Here is a 16,831-nt window from a genome sequence, read left to right as displayed (position 1 = left end):
AAGCCCAAGCCCAAGCCCAAGCCCAAGCCCAAGCCCAAGCCCAAGCCCAAGCCCAAGCCCAAGCCCAAGCCCAAGCCCAAGCCCAAGCCCAAGCCAGGATGAGCATGCCCCTGCCCGACTTGCCCACAACCCCTAAAAGTTATCCACAGCCCAACCACCAACCCCCCAATTCCCATCCCCAGCCGGTAGACTGGCACCGGGGTCGCCCCCCGGGATGGGTGGGGGCTGGGCTGGACCCGTCAGGGGGTCACGTCGCTCGTGGGAGAGCGGAAGAAAGTCCGGTGTGGACGGTTAGACGGCGCGGCGGCCGGAGAGGGCGCGGCCGAGGGTGAGTTCGTCGGCGAACTCTAGGTCGCCGCCCATGGGGAGGCCGGAGGCGAGGCGGGTGACGGTGAGGCCGGGGAAGTCGCGGAGCATGCGGACCAGGTAGGTGGCCGTGGCCTCGCCCTCGGTGTTGGGGTCCATGGCGAGGATGACCTCGGTGACCTCTTGCGCCGAGATGCGCGACAGCAGTTGCCGGATGCGCAACTGCTCGGGGCCGATGCCGGACAGCGGGTCGAGCGCGCCGCCGAGGACGTGGTAGCGGCCTTTGAACTCGCGGGTGCGTTCGATGGCGAGGACGTCTTTGGGTTCCTCGACGACGCAGACGGCGGTGGGGTCGCGGCGGTCGTCGCGGCAGATGCGGCAGGTGGCTTGTTCGGAGACGTTGCCGCAGACGTCGCAGAAGACGACGCCGTCCTTCACCTTCTGCAGGGCCTCTTGCAGGCGGGTGACGTCGGCGGGTTCGGCGGCCAGCAGGTGGAAGGCGATCCGTTGGGCGCTCTTGGGGCCGACCCCGGGCAGCCTGCCGAGTTCGTCGATCAGATCCTGGACCGGTCCCTCGTACACCCGCGCCTCACATGCCCGGCAGGCCGAGCCCGCCGCCGAGGCCACCCGCGAGGGGACCCATCTTCTCCTCGGCGAGCCGCTGGGCGTTGTTGCCCGCGTCGCGGACCGCGGCGACGACCAGGTCGGCGAGGGTCTCGGTGTCGTCGGGGTCGACCACCTTGGGGTCGATGACCAGGGCCTTGAGCTCACCGGCGCCGGACACGGTCGCGGTGACCAGGCCGCCGCCCGCGGTGCCGCTGACCTCGGCGTCGGCCAGTTCCTGCTGGGCCGAGAGCAGTTGCTCCTGCATCTTCTGCGCCTGCGCCAGGATCGCCTGCATGTCGGGTGCGCCGCCTCCGGGAAACACCGCGGCCCCTCTCGTCTCGGGTTGGTGCCGCCACCAGCTTAGAGGGCGGGGGCGTCGGGTAGCGGTATGGCATGGTGGGACGGTGTTGAGACGACGTACGGGGCTCGCCTTCGGCTGTGTTCTCGCGGTCGCGCTGTCGGGGTGCGGCAGCTCGGATCCGACGCCGGTGGCCCAGACGGTGGGGACTTCCTCGGCCACGACGACGACCGCGGACCCCACGACAACGACCTCCACCACCACAACGACTGCACCGTCGACCACGACAACCATGACAACTACGACAACCCCGCCAAAGACGACCACCACCACGGCACCCGTGCGTGCTGTCCCCGGCGGCAAGGTCATCGTGCTCGACCCGGGGCACAACGGTGGCAACGCGAGCCACCCCGCCGAGATCAACAAGCTGGTCCCGGCGGGCCGCGGCCGGATGAAACCGTGCAACACCACCGGTACCGCCACGAACGCCGGTTACCCCGAGCACGCGTTCACCTGGGACCTGGCCATCCGGGTACGCGACGAACTGACCGCGCACGGCGTGCAGGTGGTGCTGACCAGACCGAACGACACCGGGGTCGGGCCGTGCGTCGACCAGCGCGCCGCGATCGGCAACAACTCGGGTGCGGCCGCCGTCGTCTCGCTGCACGCGGACGGCTCCACCACCGCGGGCGCGCACGGGTTCCACGTCGCTTACTCGTCGCCGCCGCTGAACGCTGCGCAAGGTGAGCCGTCGACGCGGTTGGCCCGCACGGTGCGCGACGCGATGGTGGCCGGCGGGCTCGTCACGTCCAACTACATCGGCAGCCAGGGTCTGTCACCCCGTGACGACCTCGGTGGCCTGAACCTGTCAACGCTGCCCATTGTCCTGGTCGAGTGCGGCAACATGCGCGACGCGAACGAGGCGTCAGCGTTGTCGAGTGCGGCGGGCCGACAGCGCTATGCGGACGCGATCACGAACGGGATCCTCGGATACCTAGGCTGAGCCCGCTGTGACAAGGTGGAGATCATGTCCGAAACGCGGGTGCTCGACGTCGACGAGCAAGGGCGGCTGCTGATCGCGGTGTCCGATGCCGACCACACCAGACTGGTCGAGGTCGACGCCGAGGACGGACGCCGGGAACTGGCCGGGGTTCCCGGGTTCGCCTCCGCCCGCTACCTGCCCGGCGAGCGCAAGGCCGTCGTCCAGCACGGCGCGCCCGCGCAACTGTCGCTGCTGCGCGTCGGCGGCAAGCTGACCCACCTGGTTGGCGCCGACGACCACGACACCGAGTTGTTGGGCGTCCTCCCCGGCCGCGTCGTCTACCGCACCAACCGCAAGCACCGGTTGCTCTACAGCGTCGTCATCCGGAACGTCCTGGTGGGCGAGGAACAGGCGGTGTACGACCGGGGCGGCGCTGTCGTCGCGGCGGCGGTGAGCCCGAACAGCCGCTACATCGCCATTCGGCTGCCCCGCAAGCTCGTCCTGGTCGACACGATGCCGGTCACCGAGGACGATCACGTCCGGCTGATCTCCCCGGAGCCCGCCACCCGCGGCCGGGCCGACCTCAGTTGGCTGCCGGACTCGTCCCGGCTGGTCGCCACCGAGTACGACGCGGACTCCGCCCGGGTGGTCCGGTTCGACGTCACCAGCGCGAGTTGGCACCCGGCGATCGTGTCGCTGGACCCGTCCGCCCGGTCGTGGACCGCACCCGACGGCCGCCGCACCGCGGTCGCGACCGGGTCCGAGTTGGCGTTCTACCAAGCCGACAACGGACGGCACCTGCGCGCCGCGGACCTGGACGGCGCGATCACCGACTTCCGCTGGTCACCGGATTCGTTGACCCTGGCGGTGAACACGACCGCCGGAATCGCCGTGGTCGCCGCCGACACCGCCGCCGTCCGGCAGGTCACGGTCCACTGAGGGCTGGCTCGACGGGCTACTCGACCGGGCGCGCGCCCAAGGTGTCGGCGAGGAGCTTCAACATCACTTCCTCGGGGTCCTGCTGGCGCGCGGACGGCGAGTTGGGGTCCGGTTTCTGGGCCGCCTGGGCCATCATCTCCTCCTCGTCCTCCGGTTCCGGGGGGAGGTCGGGCTCCGGTGGTTCCGGCGGCGGGATGTCCTCGACCGGGGCGGGCGCCGGGGTGGGCGCCTGGCGTCTTGGCGGTGGTTCGAAGGTCCGGGCCTCAGCGGGGGGGCGGGCCTGCCGGGCGGAGGTCTGCGGCGCGGAGCCGGGTTCGGCGTGGACGCAGCGGACCTGCCAGTGGCCACCGAGGACCGCGGTCAGCGCGGCGGCGATGGCGTCGGTGTTGCGGGCCTCGGCGAGCCTGCGGGCCAGCGGGGCCGCCGGGTGCGCGATGGTGACGGCCTGGCCCTCCACGGTGTGGACGGTGGCGTTGGTCAGCATCGCCTCGGTGCTGCGGCTGGACTTGCGGACCGCCGCGAGCAGTTCCGGCCACACGCGACGGACGGCGGTGGCGTCCATCCCGCCCGCGACGGGTGGTTCTCCTGCGGGCGCCGGGGTGGCCTCGGGCTCGGTCGATACCGCGGACTCGACCGGGGGAACGGGTTCGACCGGCCGCGCCGCTTCCACCACACGGGCCGGTTCCGCACCGCGAGCGGGTTCCGGGGTACGAGCGGATTCCGGACTGCGAACGGGTTCTGCAGCAGGAACCGGCTCCGGGGCACGGACCGGTTCCGCCTGCCGAGCCGGTTCAGCCTGACGGGCGGGCTCGGGCCGCTGCGATGGCCGGGTGATCGCCGGGCGGGACGCCGCCGCGGGTGCGGCAGCGAGGTCGGGCGCGGCGGACAGCCGCCGTTCCATCTGCTCAAGCCGTTGCAGGATCGCGGAATCCGCCGCCGCGTCGGTCGGAACCGCGCCGGGCAGCAGCATCCGGGCGCACAGCAGTTCCAGCAGCAGCCGGGGTGCCGTCGCGCCACGCATCTCGACCAGCCCGGTGTGCACGATCTCGGCGTAGCGGGCCAGCGTCGCGGCGCCGAGCCGCTCGGCCTGGCCGACCATCCTGGTCAGCTCGTCCTCGGGCGCGCTGACCAGCCCGCGGCCTGCGGCGTCGGGGACGGCGCGGATCAGCACCAGGTCGCGCAGCCGGTCGAGCAGGTCGGAGGCGAACCGGCGCGGGTCGTGGCCCGCCTCGACGAGCCGGTCGACGGTGCCGTAGACGGCGGCCGCGTCACCGGCGCCGAGGCCGTCGACCATGTCGTCGATCAGGGCGACGTCGGTGACGCCGAGCAGGGACACCGCCCGGTCGTAGGTGACGCCCTCCGGGCCCGCTCCGGCCAGCAGTTGGTCCAGCACCGACTGGGTGTCCCTGGCCGAGCCGCCGCCCGCGCGGATGACCAGCGGGAACACCGCGGGCTCCACCGTCGCCTGCTCCGCGGCGCAGTTGCGCTCCAGCAGGTCGCGCATGGCGCTGGGCGGGATCAACCGGAACGGGTAGTGGTGGGTGCGCGAGCGGATGGTGGGCAGCACCTTGTCCGGCTCGGTGGTGGCGAAGATGAAGACGAGGTGCTCCGGCGGTTCCTCGACGATCTTCAGCAGCGCGTTGAAGCCCTGCGTGGTGACCATGTGCGCCTCGTCGACGATGAAGACGCGGTACCGGGAGGAGGCGGGGGCGTAGAAGGCGCGGTCGCGCAGTTCGCGGGCGTCGTCCACACCGCCGTGGCTGGCCGCGTCGAGCTCGACCACGTCGACCGTGCCGGGGCCGTTGGGGGCCAGGCCGACGCAGGAGTCGCAGACGCCGCACGGTTCGTCGGTCGGCCCTTGGGCGCAGTTGAGCGAGCGGGCCAGGATGCGCGCGCTGGAGGTCTTGCCGCAGCCGCGCGGCCCGGAGAACAGGTAGGCGTGGTTGACCCGTCCGGCGGCCAGCGCGGTGCGCAGCGGGACGGTGACGTGTTCCTGCCCGACGACCTCGGCGAAGGTCGCCGGCCGGTACTTGCGGTAGAGGGCGAGCGCCACGCCGCGACACTACCGGTCGGCACCGACAGCCGGACAAGGCCCGGGAATCCGGCCGGGCCCGCCCGCGTTGGGAGCGGTTGTGCCTATCCCGTACTCGGTGCTCGACCTCGCCCCCGTGGCCAGTGGTTCCTCGGAGACCACGGCGCTGCGCAACAGCCTCGACCTCGCCAGGGTGACCGAGGGCCTCGGCTACCACCGGTACTGGGTGGCCGAGCACCACAACATGCCCGGCATCGCCAGCTCCGCGCCCGCCGTGCTGCTCGCGCACATCGCGATGGCCACCGAGCGGATCCGCGTCGGCTCGGGCGGGGTGATGCTGCCCAACCACGCGCCGCTGGTGGTCGCCGAGCAGTTCGGGATGCTGGAGGCGCTGCACCCGGGTCGGGTGGACCTGGGCATCGGCCGGGCGCCGGGCACCGATCAGGTGACGGCGCGGGCGTTGCGGCGCACCGAGGGTGCGCTCTCCGCCGACGATTTCCCGGACCAGCTCATCGAACTGGCGAACTACTTCACCGGTAGTGACACGAACGGGGTCACCGCGGTGCCCGCCCTGGGCAACCAGCCGACGATCTGGCTGCTCGGGTCCAGCGGCTACAGCGCGCAGGCGGCCGGGTACCTCGGGCTGCCGTTCGCCTTCGCCCACCACTTCAGCGCGGAGAACACGCTGCCCGCGCTGGCGCTCTACCGGGAGAGGTTCCGCCCGTCGGCAGTGCTGCAAGAGCCGTACTCGATGATCGCGGCGAACGTCGTGTGCGCGGAGGACGACGAGACCGCGTTCCGGTTGGCTCGGCCCGCCGCGCTGCAGTTCCTGCAGTTGCGCAAGGGAAAGCCGGGTCGGCTGCCGTCGCCGCAGGAGACCGACGAGTACCCGTACACCGAGGTGGACCGGCTGTTCCTGCAGGAGCGGATGTCCACCCAGGTCATCGGCGGCCGGGAGACGGTGCGGAACAAGATCGACGACCTGGTGGCCCAGACCGGGGTGCAGGAACTGATGATCACCACGAACGTCTTCGACCACGCCGAGCGGGTGCGCAGCTACCAGCGGGTCGCGGAGATCGCCGGGCTCACTCCGGCGGAGGTGGCATAAGGGGACCCCGCGCACCTGCCAGAGCCCGCTTATCCTTGCTGCCTTCCGGCCCTGGGGAGGTTCGCGAGGTAAACACCGCACGGGGTCCGCGTTCAGTGTAGCGGGACCGGGTACGCGGCACCGCCATCGGGGCGGACAAGGCCCCCGCCTGGGTAAACGCCGGTCAGGGCGGACAGCTCAAGGACAACCGGCGCCTGCGGTGTGATTCAGGTCATGTGACCAACCCGGACAGCGGTACCCTGTACGCCCTGAGGCGAGCACGGGGAGCGTGGCGGTGTCCCAGCCCGAGGACCAGCACACGAGCATCTTCGCCGTCGACGTCGAGCGGTACGGCGACGTGCGGCGGACTGACCGGCACCAGAAAGTCGTGCGGGACGGCCTTTACGCCGCCCTCCACCACGCCTTCGACCGCGCGGGAGTCCCGTGGGGCTACCACGAGGACCGCGGCGACGGCCTCTTCGCGCTGCTCACCGACGTCGCCAAGTCCGAATTGGTGGCGTCCCTACCGCACGAGTTGGCAGCGGCGCTGCGCGAGCACAACGCCGACCACGGGCCGGAAACCCAGATCCGGCTGAAGGTCGCGATCCACGCGGGCGAGGTTGGCACCGACGACAATGGCAAGCACGGCACGGACTTGAACCACGCCTTCCGGCTGCTGGACTGCGACCCGTTGCGGGACGCCCTATCCGCGTCGCCCGGTGTGTTGGCGCTAGCGGTCTCGGACTGGTTCTACGAGCACGTCGTCAAACACCAGCCCGCGGCCAACCCGGGCATCTACAAGCCTTCCGCGGTGCGGCAGAAGGAAACCGCGACCACCGCGTGGATCTGCACGCCGGATTACCCTGCCGCGCCGCGATCCACGCGGAAGCGGTCTATACCGAGGCCGGTAATCCGGATTCCACAGTTGAAGCTACCGACGCCGCACATGTCCAAGCCCCGGTGGGAGCTGGTAGTCCTAACGGTGTTCTTGCTGCTGGTTCCGATGACGGACATCCTCGCCGGAGCGACGCCACCCGAAACAAAGTGCGCGAATCCGGTGCAGCTCAACGTGTTGACCTCAACCGAGATGGCGCCCGCGCTGCGGCAACTCGCGCTGGACTTCGAGCACGAGGAGATCCGGGACAACGACAGCGGCTGCAGGCCCGCCCGGCTGCTCGTGGTGGCCGACACCTACGACGGCGCGGTCGACGCCCTCGGCCGCGGCTGGTCCGGTCGCGACGACCTGCGCGACCACGGCCCGGAACCACACGTGTGGGTGCCGGACTCGACCGCCGACATCGACCACGTGCGGGAACGGCTGACCGCGAGCAGCGAGGTCGACCTGGAGCCACGGCCCGGCATCGCCCAGTCGCCGCTGGTGCTGGCCATCCCGCCGGACATGGCCAACTACCTGCGACCCGACCAACAGCGGTTCAGTTGGGACGTCATCGCCCACCACAGCCGCGACGTCGGCTTCATCCGGCCGGACCCGCGCACCTCCAGCGCGGGACTGCTCGGCACCATCGCCATCTACCAGCACCGACTGGGCAACTCCCAGCTCACCTCGACCACGTTCGCGATGCCGACGACCCCCCGGGTGGTGCACGAGGCCGAGGACGACATGCCCTACGCGGCGGGCATGGACAGCGGCGACCTGCTCTGCCAACTGCGCAACAACCCGCAGCAGCTCCGGGCCGCGCTGGTGTCGGAGAAGGCGGTCATCGACTACAACCGGGGCGCTCAACTGGGCAGCCACTGCTCGACGACGTCGACCCCGCCCACCGCGCTCGACCCGCTCTACCCACGGTTGGGCACACCGGTCCAGGACTACCCGTTCGTGGTCGTCCGGTGGACTGACCGACCGGAGAACCGGCAACGCGCCGCCGTGATCGACCGGTTCTACGACTACCTGCGCGGCAGGCAGTCGGCGGAAACGCTGCGGTTCAACGGTTTCCGCGACCCGCAGGGGCACGTCGGCCGGTTCGACGGGCCCATCCCGGAGCTGCCGACCGCGCTCCAGATCACCCCGGACTCGGCGTTCGACCAGGTCCAGGCCGCGGCGACGAGCGGGAGCAAGCACGCGCGGGTGCTGTTCGCTGTCGACACCTCGGCGACGATGGGAACACCGTTCGGGTCGGGGACCCGGCTGCAGGCGAGCACCGAACTGGTCCGCAGGCTGACCGCGCTGTTCAACCCGACCGACGACGTCGGCCTGCTGACCTTCAGCGACACCGAGCGCGATCTGGTGCCGTTGAGCCCCGGTCAGGCCAACGCCGTCAGGCTCGCGGCGCGGGTAGACCTACCGGCGTCCAAAACCAAGGCCGATGTGTACAACGCCGTAAGAGCGGGCGTGAGTCGACTGCGGACAGCGTCATCCGCGACCAGTAGCAGCCTGCTGGTCCTCATCACCGACGGCGCTACCGCGGACGTGAGCCAGACAGACCTACCGACGCTGCAAACCGACATCGCCGCACCGACCGACCAGGCCACCAAGGTGCTGGCCGTGTCCGTGCAGACAGCGCGGTGCCATGCGACCGGGCTCGACGCCGTCGCCAGGGGCACCGGCGGCGACTGCGTCGACCTCACCGACCTCGACCAGGGCATCACGGCCGTGCTGGACCAGGTGGCGGGACAACTGTGGGGGACGCAATGAGGAAACTGCTGGCCACGGCGCTCGCGGTCGTTTTCGTCGCGTGCGGCGCATGCGCGACCACCCGACCGGAGGACGACCGGGTCCACGCCAGGGGACCGATCACCTTCGTCGACGGCCGCGATTCCACGCTGGGTAAGCAGGTCGCGGGTTTAGTCGAACAGTGGAACCTGCGGCACGGGTTCAAGGAGCAGGTGACCTTCATCGAGCAGTCACCGTCGTCGGACGCGCACCGGGCCTCCCTGGTCGCCGCCGCCCAAGACGGCGCGCTGCCCGGATCCCACGTGCGCTGCAACGACGTGATGATGGTGGACTCGGTCTGGACGGCCGAGTTCGCCCGCGCGGGCTACCTGGTCCCGTTGGACCCCAACGAGTTCGACATAGACAAGTTCCTCAAAACCCCCGTCGACAACGCTACCGTCGACGGAACCCTCTATGCGATCCCCGCCCGCACGGACGCAGGGCTCCTCTACTACCGCAAAGACATCCTGGACCGCGAACACATCGCACCACCGCAGACGTGGGACGACCTGACGCGGATAAGCAAGGACCTGCACACGAAGTACAACATGGACGGTTACATCGGCCAGCTCGCCCGCTACGAGGGCCTAACGGTCAACGCGCTGGAAGCGATCTGGGCGTACGGCGGCGACCTGACCGCCAACGGCGCCATCGTCATCGACTCCCCGCAGGCGAAGAACGGCATCGAGATGCTCGCCCGCGGCCTGCGCGACGGCTGGATCCCGCGCACCGCCACCGATTTCACCGAGGAGTCCAGCCGCGCCGACTTCCAGTCCGGCAACGCCCTGTTCATGCGGAACTGGCCCTACGCGTACCCGCTGCTGACCGCCCCCGACTCCCCCGTCGTCAACCGGGTCGGTGTCACCCAACTCCCCGGCCCCAGTGCCCTCGGCGGCTGGAACCTGGCGATCTCACCGTGTTCCCAACACCAGCAGACCGCCCGCGACTTCATCCGCTTCTACACCGACGAAACCCAACAACGCACCCTCTTCGCCCGCGGCGGCCACGCCCCCACCGTCCGCGCCCTCTACGCCGACCCGGTCCTGCGCAGCCAGTTCCCCTACCTCGACGCCCTCTACCAGTCCGTCACCAACGCCCGCGACCGCGTGCAAACCCCCCAGTACGACCGCATCACCGACCTCGTCCAGGAAAGCCTCCACCACGCCCTAGACCACCCCGAAGCCGTCGACCCCACCATGACCACCCTGGCCACCGACCTCCGCACCACCCTCCACTAACACCGTGAGCAACACCCCCATTTGGTCACACACCTCGACGCGACGACCAAAGGTCGAGCAACCACCCAGGTTCGGTCAAGCGAACCACGCTGGATCCGCCGCCTACCACACCGTGGTCGCCAGCCCCATTGGCTACATACTCGACGTGAGGGCCGACAGGCCCAAACGAGCACGCTGGCTCCGGCCCCCACCGCACCGTGGGCGACAAGCCCACCGGTTACATGCCGATGTGAGGGCCGACAGGCCCGAACGAGCAACGCTGGGTCCGGCGCCCGCCGCACCGTGGGGGTCTGGGGGTCGCCCCCCAGATACGACTACGGACGACCCGGCTCACGCTTTCCGTGAGCACAAGTCGCCCGAGTCCGTTCCGGCGGAGGATGCGGGATTTGAACCCGCGAGGGTTTTAACCCAACACGATTTCCAATCGTGCGCACTAGGCCACTATGCGAATCCTCCGCGGAGGAGACTACCGGATCGGGTGCTGACCGGCCAAAACGGGGGGTTGGCGGGGGCGCCACCTGCGTGAACGGGCGGCTGGGCGTGCTGGTCGGGTCAGCAGTCGCGGATCCAGAACACCCACCACCACGGCGCGTTGGGGTCCTGGGAGAAGGCGCCGGGGTCGCTCCAGCCGGTGTTGTGGTTGCTGTCCAAGAAGCGCGCGACGGTCCCGGTGCGTTGGTTGTTGATCCACGAGCCAGGGTCGGCCCAGGGGATGGCGTAGTCGTGGCAGGCGAACATGTCGATGACGGTGCCCGTGTAGTTGGGGTACTGCCAGGCGCACATGTGCAGGTAGTTGCAGGTGCCTGCCAGTTGGTTGCCGGTGGAGAGGTCGCGGGCGGTTCGCTCACCCGGTAAGGCCACGTAGATGGTGGCGCCGTCGAGCGCGATCTCGTTGGCGGCGATCTGCCTGCCGCCGGTCTTCGCGATGTAGCCGTTGACGGTGGCCTGCAGGTCCTTGGCCTGCGCGGCGCTGAGTCCGGCAGCGCGGGCCTGGGCGGTGTACGACGGGGTGGCGTCGGCGGCGACGGCCGAGGCGGCGACACTGGCCGCGGCGGTCACCAGCGCCGCGACGGTCCAGCCGATCCAGTACTGGGTTTTTGACGCGGACATGCCTGTTCCTCCTGAAGACGGAATAGCGCGATGACGTCATGGGCAAAGATCAGGGAGCCGTGGCGGCGCGAAACTCATTGCGCGACAAGGGCTCCCGAGTCGGGACGCCGAACCGTTCGGCGTCCGCTCCAGACTTTGGACCATCGCCCGGAATGGACGTACCGCTGTTCGAGTGAGCAGCGGGAAATGCTCCGCTGAGGTAAAACAACTGCATCGTCCACAAGCGAGGGACGATCCGAGCGAACCTCTGGTGTCGCCGGGGGTCAACTGGCGACGCGGCGGTGGGGGTGGAGGTCGGCGAGGTCGGCGGCGGCGAGGCCCGCGGTCCAGCCGGAGGGGTTGGTGGCGGTGGGGCGGTGGGTGCGGATACCGGGGTAGAGGGCGGTGAACTTCGCGTCGACGGCGGCTTGGCGGGAGGCGAGGGCGGTGAGGAGGGCGGTCGACGTGGGGCGGGCGTGGGTGGCGGCCTCGGTGAGGCGTTGGTGGACGCGGTGGGCGTAGGCGACCAGGAAGGCGTGCCGGTAGGCGCGGGTGCGGCCGGGGGCGTGCGCCATCGCCCGGGTTGACTGGGTGGCCAGCGAGGTGACCAGCAGTTCGGTGATCTCCAGGTCGGTTTCGTGGCCGACCAGGCCGACGCAGCCGAGGCGGGGGTAGAACACGGAGCGGCAGCGGTTGGCGCTGGCGACGGCGTCGACCAACTGGGCCTTGGGGGCCTGGTAGGGGGCGTCGAGCCAGACGCGGCGGGCGGCGGCGAGCTGTGGTTCGTCGGCGGTGCGGACGGCCTGTTCGAACGCGTACCGGGCCATCAGCTCCTGGGCCTTGGCGGACAGGGCCTCGGCCTCGGCGGCGAACGGGGTCGACTCGGCCTTGGCGAGCAGGCCGCGCACCTTGATCATCACCCGCGGGTCGACGGCGGGGCCGTCGCTCTCGGCGGTGGCCTCGCACGGGCCAGGGACCAGGCGGGGCAACTGCGGTAACGCCATCAACGCGCCGACCAGGTCGACCACTCGCCGCAGGGCGGGCTCCAGCGGCTCGGCGAGGTCGAGCGGGGCGGTGTCCAACTCGGCGAGCTGCGCCCGCCACACCGGGTGCAGCCGGGCGGCCGGGTAGCGCCGGACCTCGTGCCCGATGGCAGCCACCACCAGCACCGCGAGCTGCCTGGGCACCGCGCTGACCGCCTCCGCGGGCAGCCACCCGCGCTGCCACAACAACTCCAGCGCCCGGGACAGCGACGCGACCGCGGCGGCCGCGGCCTGCCGAACGCCGTGCGCCGCGACCTGCTGGATCCGATCGAGAGCAGCGGCCTGCCCGAGCGCCGCGGCCTCGGTCAGCCGGGCTGCCAGCAGCGCGACCGAACCCCGCGCCTCTCGATCATATGTTCGCATGGTGCCCATACTGCACCCACCCACCGACAGTTGCCGAGCACTTCACCCAAACATGTGTTCGACCGCAAATTCACCCGACCGAGCCGCCCGTCCTACCGGGAAACGCGACCGCACCACGTGTTTTCCCGCTCGGTGGACGCCAACGGCTCGCTGGGCCAAGCGATCGAACACCAGCGGTGTCCGCAAGAGACCTTCACGCGCGGAAAGAGTGAAAGCGCAGGTCACCGGAGCGGTGACCTGCGCAGGCCACTAGTCCTCTTCGGGCGCCGCGTGATCCGGTTTGCCCGGGTTGGGGTCACGCGACAGGTCGATGAGCGGGTGCCGCTCCGCTCCCTCCGGCGCCGCGTGCTTCCCGGTCCCCTCTGGCCGTTCGTCGTGGTCGGACACGACGTCCCTCCTTTACCCCTGTCTACAGAGGAATCGAGGCTACCCCCGAACGCCCCGGACCCACTCACAGATCCCGTCCGCTGTGATGGGCAACGCGTTCGAGATGACGTCGGCGCCTGTCGCGGTGACGACCAGGTCGTCCTCGATGCGGATGCCGATGCCGCGCAGCTCCGGGGGCACGGTGAGGTCGTTGGGGTGGAAGTACAGGCCGGGTTCGACGGTCAGCGCCATGCCGACCTCCAGCTTGCCCTCGTGGTAGGCGCCCGCGCTCGACCGGGCGCAGTCGTGCACGTCCATGCCGAGGAAGTGGCCGATGCCGCAGACGATGTACCGGCGGTGGTGCTGGCCGTTCTGCTCCAGTGACTTCTCCACCGACCCGGGCAGCAGGCCCCAGTCGTGCAGGCCCTCGGCGAGCACGCGCATGGCGGTGTTGTGGAAGTCGCGGTAGTCGCGGCCGGGCCGCACGTCCTCGATGGCGGCGAGGTGCGCGGCCAGCACCAGGTCGTACACCCGGCGTTCGGCGTCGGTGAACTCGCCGGAGACCGGGAAGGTGCGGGTGACATCCGCGGTGTAGAGGGTGCTGACCTCGACACCGGCGTCGAGCAGCAGCAGCCCGTCCTCGGTGACCGGACCGTCGCAACGGGTCCAGTGCAGCACCGGCGCGTGGTGCCCGGCGGCGACGATGGAGGTGTAGCCGGGTCCGTTGCCGAGGGTGCGGGCGCGACGGTCGAAGGTGCCCTGCAGCCAGCGTTCGCCACCGCCGCGGACAGCCTCGTCCAGTTCACGAGCCACATCCGCGAAACCGAGGACGGTAGCGTCAACGGCCGCCTGGAGCTGACCGATCTCCCACTCGTCCTTGATGCGGCGCAGTTCGGCCAGGGTGGTCCGCAGTTCCGGGCTGTGCGCGCCGACGAGGGCGTCCAGGAACGGGTCGACCCCCTTCACGGCGAACACCTCGGGCAACTGGCCGCGCAGCGACCTCGGCAGGTCCTCCAGTGGGCGGCACTCGACGCCCAGCGCGGCCGACCACTCGGCGAGCCCCGGCATGGCGCCGATCCACAGCTCACCGTCGCGGGCGCTCGCGAAGAAGTCCGCCTCGCCGGGGCCCGCGGGTTCGCGCAGGTGCAGCACGGCGTCGTGGCCGCCGCCGGACGGGGTCATGACCAGCACGGCCCCCTCGGCGTAGCAGCCGGTGAGCCAGGCGAAGTCGGAATCGACCCGGAGTTGGTAGTCGGTGTCGTTGGACCGGGTCGGGGCGATGCCCGCGGCGAGCGCCACGCGCTTGCCGGGGAACGCGGCGGAGAGCCGGGCGCGGTGGGCGGCGGCCGCCTCGGCCGCGCCGGGGACCGCGTTGACCCGGCGGTCGGCCGGGCCCCAGTCGTCGCGGACGAACTCGCGGAACCCCTCGGCCTCCACCAACTTCGACGGATCGCGTCGAGCCGGGCGGTCGCTCATCTGGGCACCTCTTTCACGTGGGCTGGTTTCACATGGGCTGGTTCAAGCGGGGACTAGCGGGACAGTTGGACGGTGCGGCTGAGGGTGTAGAACGCGGCGGCGGCCTTGCCCTGCTCCTTGCCGCCGTAGCCGGAGCCACGCTCACCACCGAAAGGCAAGTGGAAGTCGACCCCCGCGGTGGGCATGTTGACCTTGACCTGCCCGGACGCGCAGCGCTCCACATAGCTCAGCGCGGCGGCCAGATCGCCGGTGTACAAGGCGGTGACCAGGCCGTAGTCGGTCGCGTTGGCCAAGTCGATCGCGGCATCGACATCGGCGACCGTGGTGACGGTGCAGATCGGACCGAACACCTCCTCGCCGTCAAGGCGGGTGCCAGGCCCGACCAGGGTGGGCTGGACGTACCAACCGTCCCGTTCGATGGCGGTGCCGCCCGCGTCGACCACGCGCCTGCGGGCGGCGGCGGTGATGACGGGGCCGATGGCGGTGGTGGGGTCGGCCGGGTCGCCGACGCGCAGTGCTTTCACGCTCTCCCAGATGGCGTCGGTGGCGTCAGCGCCCACAACTATCACCCGTTTGGTGGCCGTGCACTTCTGCCCGGCGTAGCCCATGGCGGCGTAGGCGATGTCGGCGGCGGCCCGGTCGAGGTCGGCGTCCGGCAGGATGATCGACGCGGACAGGCCGCCCATCTCGCACTGCGCCGGGATGCCGCGTTCGGCCGCCGCCACGGCCACCAACTTCCCGACCGCGCCCGACCCGGTGAACGACACGACGTCGGCGGTGTCGACCAGCGCGGTGCCTTCCTCCGGTCCACCCGGGACGACGGCGAACAGGCCGTCCGGCAGGTGTCCGTCGGCGAGTTCGGCCAACCGCAGCGCGCAGGCTGTGGCGTCCGGGGACGGCTTGACCACGGCGGCGTTGCCGAAGGCAAGAGCGGGTGCTGCCTTCCACACCGGGATCGCGAGCGGGAAGTTCCACGGGGTGATCAGCCCGGCCACACCACGCGGTCGGCGCACGGTGAAGGAGAGCCCGCCCGGGTACGTGTCGCCGATGGGGTCATAGGCCTGTTGGGCGTAGTAGCGCAGGATCGCGACAGCGCGGGCGACCTCGCCACGGGCCTCGGTGACGGGTTTTCCCACCTCGCGCACGATGAGATCGGCGAGGTCCGACCCGGCCACGGCGTCCGCGACCGCGTCCAAGGCCGCGGCGCGGGTCGCAGGCCCCGTGGTGGCCCACTCGCGCTGTGCGACGCGAGCCCGTTCGACGGCGCCGACCGCATCACCCGCCGGTACGTCGATGACGACGTCGTCGGGTGCTTGCGGCGAGCTGGACACAATCCTCACAGGACGAACCCCCTCGGGAACGGGTCGGTCGGGTCGAGCAGGTATTGAGCGGTGCCGGTAATCCACGCGCGTCCGGTCACGGTAGGCACTACCGCCGCCGTCTGGCCAACCGTGACTGACCGCACCAACCGGCCAATGAAGTGTGTTCCGAGGAGGGACTCGTTGACGTAGTCCTCGCCGATAGCCAGTTCTCCGCGTGCGTGCAGTTGAGCCAACCGGGCCGATGTCCCAGTGCCGCAAGGAGAACGGTCAAACCAACCGGGGTGGATCACCATCGCGTTGCGCGAGCCACCTCCCGCGCGCGGGGCGACCAACTGGACGTGCTTACAACCGGAGATGGCCGGGTTCTCCGGGTGCACGGGCCGGTTGGTCGCGTTGATGGCATCCATGATGGACAGCCCGGCCGACATCATCCGGGCCTTCTCGGCGCGGTCGAACGGGATGCCGAGTTCGGCGATGGGCAGGATCGCGTAGAAGTTGCCGCCGTAGGCCATGTCGTAGCGGATCTGGCCGAGGCCGGGAACCTCGACCGTGGCGTCCAACTCGACCGCGAACGACGGCACGTTCTCGATGGTGACCGATTCGGCCTTACCGTCGTTGACCACCACCGTCGCCTCGACGAGCCCGGCGGGCGTATCGAGCCTGATGACGGTCTCCGGATCGCTTACCGCGACCATCCCTGTCTCCACGAGCACGGTCGCCACGCCGATGGTTCCGTGGCCGCACATGGGCAGGCAGCCGGAAACCTCGATGTAGAGGACGCCCCAGTCCGCGTCGGGTCGGGTTGGTGGCTGCAGGATGGCACCGCTCATGGCCGAGTGACCGCGCGGCTCGTTGACCAGGTACTCGCGCAGGTGGTCGAGGTTCGCCATGAAGTACTCGCGGCGCTCGGCCATAGTGGTCCCGGGGATGACGCCGACGCCGCCGGTGATGACGCGGGTCGGCATGCCCTCGGTGTGCGAGTCGACGGCGTGCAGGACGCGGGTGGAACGCAT

General features: G+C 70.4%; 14 protein-coding genes, 1 tRNA gene and 1 other RNA gene. 5 read left to right on the top strand and 11 right to left on the bottom strand.

Annotated elements, in window-relative coordinates:
- Window positions 1-291: 291 nt before the first annotated feature.
- Both recR and H504_RS0117590 read right to left on the bottom strand, forming a co-directional pair.
- Window positions 292-888 (bottom strand): recombination mediator RecR, encoded by a 597-nt coding sequence (gene recR, locus H504_RS0117595; RefSeq protein ID WP_026423840.1) that lies wholly within the window; start codon window positions 886-888, stop codon window positions 292-294.
- A gap of 7 nt (window positions 889-895) precedes the next feature.
- Window positions 896-1,207, bottom strand: a complete 312-nt coding sequence (locus H504_RS0117590) for a YbaB/EbfC family nucleoid-associated protein (protein WP_026423839.1) — start codon at window positions 1,205-1,207, stop codon at window positions 896-898.
- A 343-nt stretch (window positions 1,208-1,550) separates the two neighbouring features.
- Between H504_RS0117590 and H504_RS0117585 the strand changes: the two genes are divergently transcribed.
- Together H504_RS0117585 and H504_RS0117580 are read left to right on the top strand one after the other, a co-directional pair.
- Window positions 1,551-2,213 (top strand): N-acetylmuramoyl-L-alanine amidase, encoded by a 663-nt coding sequence (locus H504_RS0117585; protein WP_026423838.1) that lies wholly within the window; start codon window positions 1,551-1,553, stop codon window positions 2,211-2,213.
- A 24-nt stretch (window positions 2,214-2,237) separates the two neighbouring features.
- On the top strand, window positions 2,238-3,131 hold the full coding sequence (locus H504_RS0117580; RefSeq protein ID WP_026423837.1) for a hypothetical protein: 894 nt from the start codon (window positions 2,238-2,240) through the stop codon (window positions 3,129-3,131).
- A gap of 16 nt (window positions 3,132-3,147) precedes the next feature.
- Here H504_RS0117580 and H504_RS0117575 read toward each other — a convergent pair whose 3' ends face one another.
- Window positions 3,148-5,184, bottom strand: coding sequence for a DNA polymerase III subunit gamma and tau (locus H504_RS0117575; RefSeq protein WP_026423836.1), 2,037 nt, complete (start codon window positions 5,182-5,184; stop codon window positions 3,148-3,150).
- A gap of 85 nt (window positions 5,185-5,269) precedes the next feature.
- Here H504_RS0117575 and H504_RS0117570 point away from each other — a divergent pair, with 85 nt between their 5' ends.
- On the top strand, window positions 5,270-6,271 hold the full coding sequence (locus H504_RS0117570; protein ID WP_026423835.1) for an LLM class flavin-dependent oxidoreductase: 1,002 nt from the start codon (window positions 5,270-5,272) through the stop codon (window positions 6,269-6,271).
- Here the strand turns inward: H504_RS0117570 and ffs are convergent.
- Window positions 6,268-6,362, bottom strand: an RNA gene (gene ffs, locus H504_RS40215) — signal recognition particle sRNA small type. The two genes, H504_RS0117570 and ffs, sit on opposite strands and share 4 nt — an antisense overlap.
- Window positions 6,363-6,545: 183 nt before the next feature.
- Here ffs and H504_RS38800 point away from each other — a divergent pair.
- Window positions 6,546-8,903, top strand: a complete 2,358-nt coding sequence (locus tag H504_RS38800; RefSeq protein WP_157440489.1) for a vWA domain-containing protein — start codon at window positions 6,546-6,548, stop codon at window positions 8,901-8,903.
- A complete protein-coding gene (locus H504_RS0117560; protein ID WP_026423834.1) occupies window positions 8,900-10,159 on the top strand; it encodes an ABC transporter substrate-binding protein in 1,260 nt (419 codons plus the stop codon). Before H504_RS38800 ends, H504_RS0117560 begins: the two co-directional genes overlap by 4 nt.
- Window positions 10,160-10,530: 371 nt before the next feature.
- Here the strand turns inward: H504_RS0117560 and H504_RS0117555 are convergent.
- The 7 genes from H504_RS0117555 to H504_RS0117525 all read right to left on the bottom strand — a co-directional run bounded on the left by H504_RS0117555 (window position 10,531) and on the right by H504_RS0117525 (window position 16,831).
- Window positions 10,531-10,615, bottom strand: a tRNA-Ser gene (locus H504_RS0117555).
- A gap of 96 nt (window positions 10,616-10,711) precedes the next feature.
- Window positions 10,712-11,269, bottom strand: a complete 558-nt coding sequence (locus tag H504_RS0117550) for a hypothetical protein (protein WP_051385988.1) — start codon at window positions 11,267-11,269, stop codon at window positions 10,712-10,714.
- Window positions 11,270-11,532: 263 nt separating this feature from the next.
- Complete coding sequence (locus H504_RS43185; protein ID WP_157440488.1) at window positions 11,533-12,654, bottom strand: DUF2786 domain-containing protein; 1,122 nt, start codon at window positions 12,652-12,654, stop codon at window positions 11,533-11,535.
- Window positions 12,655-12,903: 249 nt separating this feature from the next.
- Window positions 12,904-13,041: a hypothetical protein gene (locus H504_RS41370; protein WP_157440487.1), complete on the bottom strand. Its 138-nt coding sequence runs from the start codon at window positions 13,039-13,041 to the stop codon at window positions 12,904-12,906.
- 39 nt (window positions 13,042-13,080) lie between these two features.
- A complete protein-coding gene (locus H504_RS0117535) occupies window positions 13,081-14,496 on the bottom strand; it encodes an aminopeptidase P family protein (RefSeq protein ID WP_026423832.1) in 1,416 nt (471 codons plus the stop codon).
- A gap of 53 nt (window positions 14,497-14,549) precedes the next feature.
- Window positions 14,550-15,836 (bottom strand): aldehyde dehydrogenase family protein, encoded by a 1,287-nt coding sequence (locus tag H504_RS0117530; protein ID WP_026423831.1) that lies wholly within the window; start codon window positions 15,834-15,836, stop codon window positions 14,550-14,552.
- A complete protein-coding gene (locus tag H504_RS0117525) occupies window positions 15,833-16,831 on the bottom strand; it encodes a proline racemase family protein (RefSeq protein WP_026423830.1) in 999 nt (332 codons plus the stop codon). Before H504_RS0117525 ends, H504_RS0117530 begins: the two co-directional genes overlap by 4 nt.

Source organism: Actinokineospora inagensis DSM 44258 (genome assembly GCF_000482865.1).
In the GTDB taxonomy this organism is placed as follows: domain Bacteria; phylum Actinomycetota; class Actinomycetes; order Mycobacteriales; family Pseudonocardiaceae; genus Actinokineospora; species Actinokineospora inagensis.
Note: the sequence above shows the minus strand (reverse complement) of the source record. Positions and strands in the feature narration are given on the sequence as shown.

Excerpts from the sequence above, each read along its gene's own strand:
- H504_RS0117590 (WP_026423839.1), bottom strand. The coding sequence starts at position 1,207 with ATGCAGGCGATCCTGGCGCAGGCGCAGAAGATGCAGGAGCAACTGCTC.
- H504_RS0117580 (WP_026423837.1), top strand. The coding sequence starts at position 2,238 with ATGTCCGAAACGCGGGTGCTCGACGTCGACGAGCAAGGGCGGCTGCTG.
- H504_RS0117560 (WP_026423834.1), top strand. The coding sequence starts at position 8,900 with ATGAGGAAACTGCTGGCCACGGCGCTCGCGGTCGTTTTCGTCGCGTGC.
- H504_RS0117550 (WP_051385988.1), bottom strand. The coding sequence starts at position 11,269 with ATGTCCGCGTCAAAAACCCAGTACTGGATCGGCTGGACCGTCGCGGCG.
- H504_RS43185 (WP_157440488.1), bottom strand. The coding sequence starts at position 12,654 with ATGCGAACATATGATCGAGAGGCGCGGGGTTCGGTCGCGCTGCTGGCA.
- H504_RS0117535 (WP_026423832.1), bottom strand. The coding sequence starts at position 14,496 with ATGAGCGACCGCCCGGCTCGACGCGATCCGTCGAAGTTGGTGGAGGCC.
- H504_RS0117525 (WP_026423830.1), bottom strand. The coding sequence starts at position 16,831 with ATGCGTTCCACCCGCGTCCTGCACGCCGTCGACTCGCACACCGAGGGC.